We start from the raw sequence: 12,748 nt of genomic DNA, 5'->3' as shown, positions 1-12,748 counted from the left end.
TTTTACAATCTTAGAATAATTTCTCCCCTTTTTATTAGCTTGTTTGATAGGATTATATTACCTTTCCAAGCCATGCGATCATTTGAACAACCATTTTTGGAATCATTGGATCCAATTCTGGGTGAGGCCCGCATAATATAACCCTGCCTGAACCATAGGTATCTGCTACTGTTGCAATATATCCATTGTACCCTGTGTTATTATCAGCATAAGTCGCGAGGATGGTTACCGTACCTACTTTATACATTGCAGGTCCATTGCAATGACAGATTGTCTGGGTTCCGCTGAGACCTAAAATGTTCTTTCCAGCAGATGTAATGGAAATAGTCAAATTACCTTCATATTTTACAGCCTTACATCGTACATCTGCAAGTCCCCAGCCATTATAGTACCCGTCAACCGCTTCCGAAGCCGCATATGCCCCTGCACAGATTCCAAGGTATCCACCACCATTACTCACGAAAGATTTGATAGCCGAAGAGCTGATATTAGGATTCCTCAGATAACTTGAACCAGAAGTACCACCAGGCATTACTAGAACATCATAGGATGCAAGAACACTCGAAGTTATAACAGTACTCGTAGCATAAGTGAACTTCACTGAATTGAGTTTAACAGCACTTAGACAATATTTTATACCATTCACACAATTTGTTGAAGCGTCATAGCCACTGTAAATTAACACTTTAACTTCCCCAGGGTCATTTGCAATACCAACACTCTTGACTGTCACATAGTTTGGCAGTCTTTTATAGGTGTTGTAGAAGTTTATTATTCGGGCGTAGGCGTATATTAGGCTTTGGTAGTTCACTTTTCCGATTGTTGTTGTGGCGTAATTCGGTGATCTTCCATTGGCCTCCATGTACTTTTTGATGTTTTGTGCTGTTTGTAGGTATGCTGTTTTTGTGAGCTTTCCTGTCGCTGTAGTGCTGGGGGGGTTCGGTGCTGGTTTATAATTGTTAGTGTTCACGCTTTTTTTCTGATTACTGTTCAAGTTTATTGTAGTGGTTGTTGCAGCATACAAATAGTCATCTAATGTGACGTTCTTACTATTCACTGTAACCTGGGATGGTATCTTACCTGTTTTCGAGGCCTGATCTGCTATCACCTTTGAAGCATTAGATACCTCATCATATGATAACTGTGGTGTTGTTGGGGTTGGTGTATTGCTTGTTGGGCTTGTAGTGCTGATTTTCACGCTCTTTATTGTCACAGAGCCCGGCAGTCTTTTATAGGTGTTGTGGAATTTTATTATTCGGGCGTAGGCGTATATTAGGCTTTGGTAGTTCACTTTTCCGATTGTTGTTGTGGCGTAATTCGGTGATCTTCCATTGGCCTCCATGTACTTTTTGATGTTTTGTGCTGTTTGTAGGTATGCTGTTTTTGTGAGCTTTCCTGTCGCTGTAGTGCTGGGGGGGTTCGGTGCTGGTTTATAATTGTTAGTGTTCACGCTTTTTTTCTGATTACTGTTCAAGTTTATTGTAGTGGTTGTTGCAGCATACAAATAGTCATCTAATGTGACGTTCTTACTATTCACTGTAACTTGGGATGGTATCTTACCTGTTTTCGAAGCCTGATCTGCTATCACCTTTGAAGCATTAGATACCTCATCATATGATACCTGGGCTGCTGAAACGCTGTTGATTAACACCAAGGCTAATGCCAAGAAAACACTCAAGTATAATGCTTTTTTCATGGTAACACCATAATGCCCCTATAAAGCAAGACAAGTATATAAATGTTACTGTTTTGGGGGATTAGCTAGTTAAAAAAAATTATGAATTTTTCGTGCAATCTTAACAAAACTTTTTGATCCAAGTTTTTATACTGGAAGCCTCCCCCAAGGGTAATCTCCATTGCCCTGTTTTCTTATAGAATATCTTGTTTTGTTACAAAAACTGAATTTTATCATATCGCCTTAACTGAAGATCTAGCCAATGATATTGTCAACGTCTCATTCAACAAAACCGCCATTCATTGTAGCATTCAACCCAACTACGATCACAACAATAGTAACATTGATAAATGCAGTAAGATGCTTGGAACCCAAATGCCATTAAAAACCACTGTTTGTTGCTGCAGGATAAACTCCTCCAATTTTACGTGTACTTTTTGAAAACTCTATAGTCTGGGCTTTTAAAGTGTTAAATCAATGCCACATACCATAGAATCAACCTATGGCCTTCGAATACATGTATTGAAATTACCAAGGGAAACTTTTATATAAAATTACTGATCCAATAATTTAAAGTGTTAAAATGAAAAGGTTTTTATTAATCGCCATAATGTTCTTCATTTTCATGAATGGAGTTCATGCCGTTGATCTTTCCTATAATGAAATCTCTATAGTTTCAAAGGTGATTGAAAATTATACATCATCTTCTGGCAAAATACCTAATAAAATTGTCCTAAATAACAAAAGCGTTTCAATGGATGATTATTTGTATGCTGCAACGACTACAACGGTAAACCTTAACACTAACAAGAAAGTGGGTGTAACAATAAGCAATTATAAGCCCCCAACTAACATCACATTAATAACAGCGACAGGGACACTTTACAAAACCTACTCCAGTGGGATATTATCTACAAGCAGCCCAAAACATCAAAAAATACATGGAAACCAATAAAAAATCACCAGGTTATGTAACGACTAAAATCGGGAAAATAAATTATCTGAGCATAATCTATGCTTACGCTAAGATAATAAACTTCTACAACACTTATAAAAGACTGCCAAATTCTATAAAAATTATTGCTGTCACACCCTTTAATAATTTTACAAATAATAATGGCGTGATCATCGGCAGAACTGATTATGGCATGGTTGTGCGTGAAAGTCCTTATGGAAATCCGGGATCTCCTAATAAGGTGGTTTTTGTAGTGGGTGTGCATCCTTTGGAGGCACAATCACATGATGCTATTATTGAGGCTATAAGAACTTTGAATAACTCTCTTAAGAAATGTTATTACATTTACAGAATAAACGTTACAAAGGATGCATCTGATTACAATAAAGGGAGACAAAATGGTGAATTATTAGCTAACACTTATGCTGTTCCCAGTATAAAAAAAACTTGTCACCAAATCTCGTGATTGACGTTCATTCAAATAGGGGCACCTACGCTGTGGAAAGATTTTTATTCGTCCCCTGTGATTCCACAAAAGCTAATTTAATAGCTAACATGATAAAGAATAAAACAAACTGGTTAACAATTTACACACCCCCAACATCAACTAGCGCAGAATATGTTACCATACCTTTAAACAAGGCAGGTATACCCTCAATAATATATGAAACATATGCTTTCGAACCATACGCCCAAACATTGGAACAGGCACTACAAATTGTTTCAATAGTAGATACCTTAATATTCTGAAGTGATCCATCCTCCTCGTGTACAAGACCTCATCCTATTTCTCTTAAGGCATGGGGCTATATTATATAGCTTAGACGACATACCCCCACTCAATTTTAAACTTTTCCCACTCTTATTTTATCCCCCTTGCAAGCGCGGGGAGTCTATGCAAGCAACGATGAAATAAAACTTCTTGAAGGCTGCAAGGTTCCTTTTGCCAGTCAATTGGAAATGATCTAAAAAGTGTGACCATAGACATTGAATTAAAGACTATAATCTCTATATTGCTGGATATGCATTTTTCCAAGCAAACACTCAGAACAACATTAACAGTTAACAAAACTAGCATAAATAAATCTGAACCCACTCAAGGAGGTGGGGGTCAAGGGGTTAGTTCAAGCCAGGAGAGCAGTCAGGGTGCTAGTTCAAGCCAAGTAACCGATTCAAGTCAAGAGAATACATCTCCCACTTCTCATGGAAGCGAGCAAATCCAATATACAGATGAAAATGGAACGCTTATAGTAAAATATGATGGAGGGTTGACCCCCAGCTACATCAAGTGAAAACTCCAATGCGAAGACGCAAAATTTCCTAATTGTGACAGCTTTTAGTTTCTTCCGTTAGTCTCTCATGAAGTTTCCATTATTCCAGGAGTAGTTATGAAAAATGTCTGAAAACGAGTTTCCGGATTTCATCTGCCATGAAAACTATAGGTATAAATGATATCAGGTAAGCCCACTCCTTAAATCCAAGGGGTGTGGTTCCAAATATGGGTTGGAGTTGAGGAACATAGATGATAGATGAGAGGATGATAAGCTCAAATAGTATCCCCCAGATGATCCAACGATTTTTAAATAATCCAATTTCAAAAACTGATGATCTCATAGTCTGGCATGTTAAAAGGTTGCCTATCTGAGCCATGACTATACCTGCGAATACCATTGTAGTGGCTTTGAGATAGAGCAGATCTGTGAAACTTAAAGGTTTTCCTAGTGTCCAGCCCCCGTTATGGAGCACCCAGAAGTAACCTGACATTACAAGGATGGCCTCTATAACTCCAATAAATAAATATCCGCGGAATATGACAGGGAGGTTTAATAATCTCTCATGGGGTGGTCTTGGAGGTTTCTCCATGACATCAGCTTCAGGGGGGCCCCTACCAAGAGCCAGAGCAGGTAGAGTATCTGTTCCAAGGTCTATTGCAAGTATTTGCATTACAGTTATGGGGAGTGGTATCCCAAGTAGGACCATTAGAATGAATGGTACTATTTCAGCGGTTTCGTGGGAAAAGATATATGTTATAAACTTCCTGATATTTTCATAAATTGTGCGTCCTTCTTTAACTGCTTTTACGATTGTGGCGAAATTATCATCTATTAGTACCATGTCAGCCGCTTCCCTGGCCACATCTGTACCGCTTCCCATTGCAACACCTATATCAGCTTTCTTGAGTGCTGGTGCATCGTTAACCCCATCTCCTGTCATGGTCACAATCTCTTCCTCGTCTTCTAAAACTTTTGCTATGCGCATTTTATGTTTGGGGATGGTCCTTGCGAATATTATACTTTTTTCCGTTTTCAGGAGCTCTTTAAGTTCATTATCGGATAATTCGTCAAGTTCTTTACCTTTTATTACTTTATAATTATCATCTTGGACTATTCCTATTTCCTTTGCTATGGCTGCTGCTGTTAAACCGTAGTCGCCTGTTATCATGATTATTCTTATGCCTGCTTTTTTACATTCTATAACAGCCTCTTTAACATTCTCACGTGGCGGATCTTGAAGTGCTGTCATCCCTACAAATACTAGGTTTCTTTCAATATTTTCTGGTCTATAATCTTCTAGTTCGTCTGGTAGGTTCCTGTAGGCCATTGCAAGTATTCTAAGTCCCTGAGATGCGAGTTCGTCATGGACTTTTATTATTTTCTTTTTTTCTTCCTCTGTTAGGATTTTTGGTTTTCCATCGACAGATATTTGATCGCAAAGCGATATCAGCTTTTTGGGGGCTCCTTTCACATATGCAACTTTTTTCTGGGGTTTTTGGTGGATTGATGTCATCATTTTCCTTTTGGGATCGAATGGGATTTCGGTTATCCTTGGCATTTTTTCCATTTGTTTGTCACGGTCAAAGCCTATCTTTTTCGCGGCTACGAGTAAAGCAGCCTCTGTGGGGTCTCCTATGATACGCCATTCTCTGTTTTCATCGTCTGGTGGTATTAGTTCCGCGTCATTACAGAATGAGGCGGCTCGCATGAGCAATTTTATTTCACGGATATCCTTGTGGGTGAGGAATTTACCATTCCATATGAATTCGCCCTTTGGTTCATAGCCTGTACCTGTTACATCGATTATCTTATAGGGCACCCATACTTTGCGGACCGTCATTTGGTTGCGGGTTAGTGTGCCTGTTTTATCTGTGCATATGATGGTGGTGGAACCAAGGGTTTCGACACTGGATAATCTTTTTATAAGAGCATTTTCCTTTATCATTTTACGAGCAGAAGTTGCCAGGGATAATGTAACAGTTGGTAGTAGTCCTTCGGGTACGTTAGCCACTGTTAAACCTATTGCAAAGATAAATGCTAAACTGAGAGGTAATTTAACAATATAGAGGTTCACGAAGAATAATGTTGTGCCCATGAGGATTGCTATAATTGCTATTATCCTTGCAACCCTTGATATTTGTTTTTGTAATGGACTTGGCTCCTCTTTCACTTCCTGTGTTAATGCGGCTATTTTACTGAATTCTGTGCTTTCACCGGTACGATATACTATTGCCTTTCCCGAACCAGAGGTTATGCTTGTACCTGCAAATACTAGGTTAGGTATTTCAACATAGTTATCATATTCTGTTATTGGATGGGATACTTTCCTCACGGGCTTGGATTCCCCTGTTAATGTTGAATTGTCAACCTTTAGTTCATGTGCTTCTATGAGTCTTGCATCTGCTGGTACGTTGTCCCCTTCCTCCAAGATTAAAAGATCTCCTGGTACAACGTTCTCAGCTGAAACTTCTGTTTCCACACCATCCCTTATAACCTTCGTCTTTAATGGCAAGATCTTTTTAAGCGCTTCAGCAGCCTTTTCAGCCTCATATTCTTGCCAGAAACTAAAAATGGCATTGATGATAATAACGGCGATTATAGCAACCCCTAATTGAGGCGTGTCTGATATAAAGGCGAGAAAACTAGCTGCCCATAGAACCAAGGCTAAAAGGTTGTATAAGTTTTCCAAGAAATTGAATATTATGGGCTTTTTTTTAACTTCTTTTAATTTGTTGGGTCCATATTCTTTTAAGCGTTTTTCGGCTTCTGAGGAACTTAACCCATCCTTTGATGTTCCTATTTTCTTGAAAACTTCTTCTTCAGGCAGTTGATGTATCATATTTACGATTTAGATGGATTCTTCCCTTTCTATTTACATATTATGGTTATTATGTCACCATCCTGAAGTGTATAATCTGATGATATTCTCATTTTTTTCCTTGCATCTATCGCATGCATGAATGAATCTCCTATTTCAGTATGTATGAGATATGCAAGGTCGCGCGGTTTTGAACCTCTAGGGATGAGGAATGCATCTGGTAATATGTTACCATCCTTGTCAGATAATTTATGCTCATCTTCTACAGGATAGACAACTATCATGTCAAGTAGATTGAATACCGCTCTATTAAGAGCCTCTTGCACACCAGTACTGCCATAAACATTTAAAACATTCTCTCTTATATATTCTAGCGCATTTAATTGCCTTTTTGTAAGCTTACCCTCATCTAATATCTTAAAATCACTGTCACCTGGCTTATACTCTATTAAACCTGCCTGGGCCGCCCTCTTTAATGCAAGTTCCGCCTCTGCGGATGCTGGGACTACATTAGGATATTTTTTCATTAATCTCTTTATGTTTTCTTTTGAAGTTGGCAGGTCTGCTTTATTTGCAACTATAAGTCTCGGTTTTGCAATTTTAAGTAGCTCTTTTACAAATACAAGGATATCATCTCTATCCCATGAGTCTTTTCCAAGTTTTCTTGAAGCTTCGATAACATCCTCTACACTTATACCTATACCAGAAAATTGTTCGTGGATAATCTTCACCATATCTATCTTCTCAGAGGATGCTTTTCGAATGAGCCGATCCCAATTCTTATCTATTATACCATAAAGCCACATTAAAATCTCTTTTTCAAGAAATTCAACATCTTTGAGGGGATCATAACTTCCAGGTTCTGTTGACTTTCCTTCTTCATCTGTAGAACCTGAAGCATCCACCACATGAAGAAAAGCCTGGGCCTGTCTAAGATCATCAAGGAACTTGTTCCCAAGTCCTCTACCTTTATGAGCTCCTGGCACAAGACCAGCAACATCTATAAGTTCAACAGGTATGAAACGGACACCATCCTCGCAGAAAGAATTTTTAGGATCACATTTTACATTAAATTCATTACATGGACACTGTGAGGTTACATAAGCCACTCCTCTATTCGAATCTATTGTGGTAAAAGGATATGATGCAACCTCCACCTTTGAAAGAGTGGCCGCATTAAAAAAAGATGATTTACCCACGTTAGGTTTTCCTGTAATTCCAATCTCTATCATCATATCACACACTAAAAAAATGCTATTATTCCTTCACCTACTAATAACTATATGAGTGTAGATATAAAAAATTGGGTATTTCATGGAAAATATTAGAGGAGGATTTTCTCGTGGTATTATATCTTGTGGGTGCCGGGCCAGGATCTCATGATTTTGTCACACCAGCAGCACAAAAAGCAGTTAAAAAATCCGACTTAATAATTGGGAGTGAAAGAATCCTAGAATTATTTGATGAAAAAGGGGAAAAGTTAATATTTAATGGCGAAAATGTTAGAGAAAGATTAAAAGAGGGGATTAAAAGGGCTGCTCAGGGCGAAACAGTTTCAATAATTTCAACAGGTGATCCTGGCTTCTCAGGCGTTTTGAAACCAGTGAATGAAATCATTGAAGACCTTGATATAAATGTGGATGTCCATGTTATACCAGGTATTAGTTCAATCCAATTGTGTGCAGCCAGACTTTTACTCCCTTGGAACCATGCAGACATCCTAACATTACATGGTGGGAAAGATGCTGAAATATTCAATATCATCGACAATGGAAAACCCACTATTTTATTACCTTCAAAGGATCCTAGTGAAACTGCTTCATTCCTAATAGAAAATGGTGTGGATCCCCACAGGAAAGTGGCGATATGTGAAAGGTTAAGTTACCCAGATGAAAGAGTCATGAAAATGAAACTAAAAGATGTTAAAAATTCAAAATTTAATTACATGTGTGTCATGGTGATCTACTAACCCATTTGGAGTCGCCCCCTCACAAACTTGGGTTTCATACCGATCTCTTTCATTTCTAGATCTAGGCTAACAATTACCATATACCCCCCGTGATCAGCTTCCAAAATTTTTTAGAACAGACTACGACAGATTCCACCCCCTTTATAACCATAGGTTAACATCCTAGTTTTTTGTGAAAGCCCATTTCGTTTTATCTAATTACTTTTTTTTGGTTTTTGTGTGAAGGCGTTTAGGCATGCTTCACCCTGATTATATCAAAATATTTAAATGTATAAAAACTAGGAGTTAATTCATGGTATATGAAAATGCTCGTAAACTTCGTGCTATCCTTGGACTAGAATCATCCCCAGTAGGTGTTAGATTCAAGGATAAGATACCAGAGAATGCCAAGGCCTTGAAAAGGCACAGATATTGTCAAGCTGTCATGAAAGCAAGAAATGGGGAAGAGGTATTGCTCCCAGGAGATGAAATTTCCTGTCCAGCAGCAGCAAGTGTACTCGGCTTCAAAGAACTCCCAAAGAAACTCAAAGAAGGACGCGGACTGGTTGGTTTCGGGATCGTTGATAAGCCAGAAACAGGCGTTAAAATGTTTCAAGGCATGAAAAAATTAAAGAGGGGCTTCTGTAATGCAATATACCTTTACCCTCTTGACAGGGTCAATGTCGAACCTAAAGTAGTCATTGTAGAGGATCTTCCAGAGAAACTTATGTGGATAGCCCTCGCATACTTAAATCTCTTGGGTGGTGAAAGAATCAGAAGCTCCACAGAGGTCCTCCAGGCAGTCTGTGTAGATTCAACAATAATCCCATTCTTAGAATCGAAACTTAACATGACCTATGGATGCTATGGATGCAGAGAAGCAACAGATATCAAAGCAGAAGAAGCCATACTCGGTTTCCCGGGAAAATTACTCCCAAGTATAGTTGAAAAATTAGATTATTTAAAAGAAAAAGCCATACCACGCGCCAGGGCAAAAAAGGCCCTTAAGTCGCTTTGGAAGGAGATGATAATATGCCATGGTTTGCAGGTGTTCCACGAAAAGAAATAGAATGGTACCCTACCATAGACCCTGAAAAATGCTTGGAATGTGGAATGTGCATGAACTGCGGGCAAAATGTTTATAAATGGACCAAGGACGGTCCGGTAGTTGCACAACCCTACAAGTGTGTTGTGGGTTGCACAACCTGTGAAACACTTTGTCAAGGAGCAGCAATAAGCTTCCCAGATAAACAAAAACTTCGCGAATTCTACAAAGAACATAGTATATGGGCGAAAGTCAAAAAAGAACTCAAAAAAGAGGGTAAACTAGAACCCCAAGAATAATGGAGCAAAAGATGAAACTTACCCATATCCCAGCACTTATACAACCCATAATAGAGCTGCCAGGAGTTAAAAAGGAGAATATAAACTTTGAAATCACAGAACAGGGATACTGTTTAAATTGCAAAAGACACAAATTTCAGATACAGTGGTTGCTGGGCGCTTGCCCATAAAGTAAACCCCAAAGACGTGGAGGCCAAATTCAAGAACGGCCCCCTAACTATAAAAATAGTGTTAAAGAAGCCGCCTAAGGGTCGGAAAATCAAAATCAAGTAATAGGGGGTTCCGATTAAGAATTTATTTTTTTAGAACATTAGTAGAATGCCGCGGCCAGTACCCCATATTATACTGATAGCTAATACAAGGATTACGAATACTGACACAGAACTTACAATATGATCCGCCATATTATTTGGTAGTTTGGATTTTAAAAGTTCCTCGAACATTAGGCCCCCGTCGAGTGGCTTTGCGGGTAGGAGATTAACGGTCCCCACCGCAAAGTTTAGGATTGAAATCCAGAAGAACAGATCCTGGAGGTAGAGGAGTAAACTGGGGAGTTTATCTCCCCATACCGATTTTATGGGCTCCTTCACTTCTAGGTTGTTAGTGCTTCTTATACCAATATATGGTCTGCTTGCATTATTTGGATTTTTTGAAGTTTTTAAATTGAAGATACCTTGATCCGTTTTTATTGTTATAATTTCCCCTATCTTTATATCCTTCAGCGCCTTCTCATAATTGGTTAAATTGTTGGTTGGTTTGCCATTAATGCTCTTTATCACCATACCATCTTTTAACACGTGACTAGCTGGGCTGCCGGGTACTACACTTTTTATTTGCACGCCATCTGTTTCAAAGGTTGAGGGTATGGCATATGATGCGATACCCACGAACACCAGTAAGCATAGGAATGCTATTATAAGATTTGCGACAGATCCTGCTGCATATATTCTCAGCCTTGGTAGCCTCTTTAACCTTTTAATATCGTCTTCGTCGGGTTCCACGAAGGCCCCTGGTATTATTGCCAGCAGAAGCAAGCCTATCGATTTTATTTTCACCCCTTCAATCCTTGCTAGTATTCCATGTGCGAATTCATGCGCCACTATCACAATTATGAGTCCTATCAACCCATATGATAATGGGACGAATAGGGGACTCCCTGGGATATCCACCCCTGGGACGATCAAGGACGCTTGCGGTTGCACAAAAATGTCCTTAAGGGATGCTATGATCGCATATAACATGTAAAACATGAAAAAAAATGCTATGGGAATGCCTATGTTCACGCTCCACTTCCAGAACCTGGAATACTTTTGGGCTATCCTATCAATAAAACCTCTCATCCTCGTAGTTTTTCTCATGAGAAGGGGTCCATAAACTTCAATCTTTAATTTTTTTCTGAATAATAATGCTAGAGTCCATATGAGTACGAAAACAATCCCATAGAATAATAAAATATCCATCCATATACACCCCTTTTAGACCTTGAAAGAATCGAATAAAAGGACATCACACTTTGAGTTTTTATCGATTCCTTCACTGTTTTCTTCTATCACGATATAACTGTTTGATTTGACCATAGAGTTTATGATCCCCGAACCACTTATAAGTATCGGTTCGACTATTCTATTATCTGTAAATGCGCGTATGTAATCTGTCCGCCCAAGCCTTGATGGGGTTTTACGTTGACATATCCTCTCGACCAGGTGATGCTCATAATTGATATTCTGCATCCTCAGCAGATAATATCTTACAAAAATGTCAAATTGTACCATGGCAGCCACAGGATACCCTGAGAGCATGAACACGGGCTTATCCTCTACTAAACCAAAAGCTAATGGCTTCCCAGGTCTTATGGCAACCCCATGGAAGATGACCCTGCCAAGTTTGTCAACTGTATCCACTACGATATCGCCTTTGCTAATGGCGGTTCCCCCAGTTGTTATTATCATATCATATTCTTGGATGGTTTCTTCGATTTTCTCCTCTAATATTTTGGGGTTGTCTGGTGAATGTTCGACTGTGGGTGAGGCCTTCGCACTTTCAACAAGTGCTTTGAGAGCATACTTGTTGGAGTTTATTATCTGTCCCGGTCCTGGTTTTGTCCTGGGTTCTATAAGTTCATCGCCTGTGATAATAATCTTAACCCTCGGTTTCTTATAAACTTTGATGGTGTTGTACCCTGCTGAGGCCGCGATTGCAAGCTCTTGGGGGCGCATCACAGTCCCAGGTTCTAGTATAATTTCACCCGCTTTTATATCCTCTCCTTTCGGTGCGATGTTTTCACCCGGACTGGTGGGTTGTCGAATTTCGATTTCATCCCCATTTTTGTAAGTGTATTCTTCCATGATCACCGCATCTGCACCTTCTGGTATGGGGGCGCCAGTAGCTATCTTAACAGCTTCACCATTCCTAATTTTAACATTTGAAACCTTGCCCGCTCCGATCGCATCTATAACCTTTAATTTGATGGGATTATCCACCCTGGCCTGGAATGTGTCCTCCGCCCTTATAGCATACCCGTCCATGGCAGCCTTGTCAAAGGGTGGTGAATCCAACTTAGAAATTAATCTTCTAGAGTTTACACGACCATGGGCGTTGATCAGATTGATGGTCTCTTCACTGGTGATCTTTTGATTCTCATCCAATAATCTGAAGGTTTCTTTCACTGGTAAAAGTTCGCTTATGAACATTAAGATCCTCCCTCTATCATTAAATTTTTTAATCTAGTAGAATA

The 12,748-nt window shown here is 39.2% G+C and carries 13 protein-coding genes; 8 read left to right on the top strand and 5 right to left on the bottom strand.

What is annotated here, in order from left to right; genetic code table 11:
• Positions 1-52: 52 nt before the first annotated feature.
• The gene (locus ACZ5XX_RS01855; protein ID WP_464585051.1) at positions 53-1,696 is read right to left on the bottom strand and encodes a pseudomurein-binding repeat-containing protein; all 1,644 of its coding nucleotides are present in this window, start codon (positions 1,694-1,696) and stop codon (positions 53-55) included.
• Between the two features lie 562 nt (positions 1,697-2,258).
• Here ACZ5XX_RS01855 and ACZ5XX_RS01850 point away from each other — a divergent pair.
• Genes ACZ5XX_RS01850 through ACZ5XX_RS01840 form a run of 3 tightly spaced genes read left to right on the top strand, consistent with a single transcriptional unit; the run spans position 2,259 to position 3,380 of the window.
• The gene (locus ACZ5XX_RS01850; protein ID WP_464585049.1) at positions 2,259-2,630 is read left to right on the top strand and encodes a hypothetical protein; all 372 of its coding nucleotides are present in this window, start codon (positions 2,259-2,261) and stop codon (positions 2,628-2,630) included.
• Positions 2,617-3,096 carry a pseudomurein-binding repeat-containing protein gene (locus ACZ5XX_RS01845; RefSeq protein ID WP_464585047.1) on the top strand — a complete coding sequence of 160 codons (480 nt, stop codon included), beginning with the start codon at positions 2,617-2,619 and terminating at the stop codon, positions 3,094-3,096. The genes ACZ5XX_RS01850 and ACZ5XX_RS01845 overlap by 14 nt, the downstream gene beginning before the upstream one ends.
• Positions 3,093-3,380, top strand: a complete 288-nt coding sequence (locus tag ACZ5XX_RS01840; RefSeq protein WP_464585045.1) for a hypothetical protein — start codon at positions 3,093-3,095, stop codon at positions 3,378-3,380. The genes ACZ5XX_RS01845 and ACZ5XX_RS01840 overlap by 4 nt, the downstream gene beginning before the upstream one ends.
• Before the next feature lie 636 nt (positions 3,381-4,016).
• Here ACZ5XX_RS01840 and ACZ5XX_RS01835 read toward each other — a convergent pair.
• Complete coding sequence (locus ACZ5XX_RS01835; protein ID WP_464585043.1) at positions 4,017-6,743, bottom strand: cation-translocating P-type ATPase; 2,727 nt, start codon at positions 6,741-6,743, stop codon at positions 4,017-4,019.
• A 29-nt stretch (positions 6,744-6,772) separates the two neighbouring features.
• A complete protein-coding gene (locus tag ACZ5XX_RS01830) occupies positions 6,773-7,954 on the bottom strand; it encodes a redox-regulated ATPase YchF (protein ID WP_464585041.1) in 1,182 nt (393 codons plus the stop codon).
• A gap of 71 nt (positions 7,955-8,025) precedes the next feature.
• Here ACZ5XX_RS01830 and ACZ5XX_RS01825 point away from each other — a divergent pair, with 71 nt between their 5' ends.
• From ACZ5XX_RS01825 to ACZ5XX_RS01805, 5 genes are all read left to right on the top strand, one after another.
• Positions 8,026-8,691: a cobalt-precorrin-7 (C(5))-methyltransferase gene (locus ACZ5XX_RS01825; RefSeq protein WP_464585039.1), complete on the top strand. Its 666-nt coding sequence runs from the start codon at positions 8,026-8,028 to the stop codon at positions 8,689-8,691.
• A 292-nt stretch (positions 8,692-8,983) separates the two neighbouring features.
• Complete coding sequence (locus tag ACZ5XX_RS01820) at positions 8,984-9,739, top strand: DUF169 domain-containing protein (protein WP_464585036.1); 756 nt, start codon at positions 8,984-8,986, stop codon at positions 9,737-9,739.
• A complete protein-coding gene (locus tag ACZ5XX_RS01815) occupies positions 9,703-10,014 on the top strand; it encodes a 4Fe-4S dicluster domain-containing protein (protein ID WP_464585034.1) in 312 nt (103 codons plus the stop codon). Before ACZ5XX_RS01820 ends, ACZ5XX_RS01815 begins: the two co-directional genes overlap by 37 nt.
• 11 nt (positions 10,015-10,025) lie before the next feature.
• Positions 10,026-10,184, top strand: a complete 159-nt coding sequence (locus ACZ5XX_RS01810) for a hypothetical protein (RefSeq protein ID WP_464585032.1) — start codon at positions 10,026-10,028, stop codon at positions 10,182-10,184.
• A 16-nt stretch (positions 10,185-10,200) separates the two neighbouring features.
• Positions 10,201-10,287, top strand: a complete 87-nt coding sequence (locus ACZ5XX_RS01805) for a hypothetical protein (RefSeq protein WP_464586130.1) — start codon at positions 10,201-10,203, stop codon at positions 10,285-10,287.
• A 29-nt stretch (positions 10,288-10,316) separates the two neighbouring features.
• Here ACZ5XX_RS01805 and ACZ5XX_RS01800 read toward each other — a convergent pair whose 3' ends face one another.
• Both ACZ5XX_RS01800 and ACZ5XX_RS01795 read right to left on the bottom strand, forming a co-directional pair.
• On the bottom strand, positions 10,317-11,474 hold the full coding sequence (locus ACZ5XX_RS01800; RefSeq protein ID WP_464585030.1) for a site-2 protease family protein: 1,158 nt from the start codon (positions 11,472-11,474) through the stop codon (positions 10,317-10,319).
• Between the two features lie 15 nt (positions 11,475-11,489).
• Positions 11,490-12,704, bottom strand: coding sequence for a molybdopterin molybdotransferase MoeA (locus tag ACZ5XX_RS01795; RefSeq protein ID WP_464585028.1), 1,215 nt, complete (start codon positions 12,702-12,704; stop codon positions 11,490-11,492).
• Positions 12,705-12,748: the final 44 nt, after the last annotated feature.

Source organism: Methanothermobacter crinale, assembly GCF_055397825.1.
This window is presented reverse-complemented; position numbering and strand designations above follow the sequence as displayed.

Excerpts from the sequence above, each read along its gene's own strand:
- ACZ5XX_RS01845 (WP_464585047.1), top strand. The coding sequence starts at position 2,617 with ATGGAAACCAATAAAAAATCACCAGGTTATGTAACGACTAAAATCGGG.
- ACZ5XX_RS01810 (WP_464585032.1), top strand. The coding sequence starts at position 10,026 with ATGAAACTTACCCATATCCCAGCACTTATACAACCCATAATAGAGCTG.
- ACZ5XX_RS01830 (WP_464585041.1), bottom strand. The coding sequence starts at position 7,954 with ATGATAGAGATTGGAATTACAGGAAAACCTAACGTGGGTAAATCATCT.
- ACZ5XX_RS01820 (WP_464585036.1), top strand. The coding sequence starts at position 8,984 with ATGGTATATGAAAATGCTCGTAAACTTCGTGCTATCCTTGGACTAGAA.
- ACZ5XX_RS01835 (WP_464585043.1), bottom strand. The coding sequence starts at position 6,743 with ATGATACATCAACTGCCTGAAGAAGAAGTTTTCAAGAAAATAGGAACA.
- ACZ5XX_RS01800 (WP_464585030.1), bottom strand. The coding sequence starts at position 11,474 with ATGGATATTTTATTATTCTATGGGATTGTTTTCGTACTCATATGGACT.
- ACZ5XX_RS01815 (WP_464585034.1), top strand. The coding sequence starts at position 9,703 with ATGCCATGGTTTGCAGGTGTTCCACGAAAAGAAATAGAATGGTACCCT.
- ACZ5XX_RS01850 (WP_464585049.1), top strand. The coding sequence starts at position 2,259 with ATGAAAAGGTTTTTATTAATCGCCATAATGTTCTTCATTTTCATGAAT.
- ACZ5XX_RS01795 (WP_464585028.1), bottom strand. The coding sequence starts at position 12,704 with ATGTTCATAAGCGAACTTTTACCAGTGAAAGAAACCTTCAGATTATTG.
- ACZ5XX_RS01855 (WP_464585051.1), bottom strand. The coding sequence starts at position 1,696 with ATGAAAAAAGCATTATACTTGAGTGTTTTCTTGGCATTAGCCTTGGTG.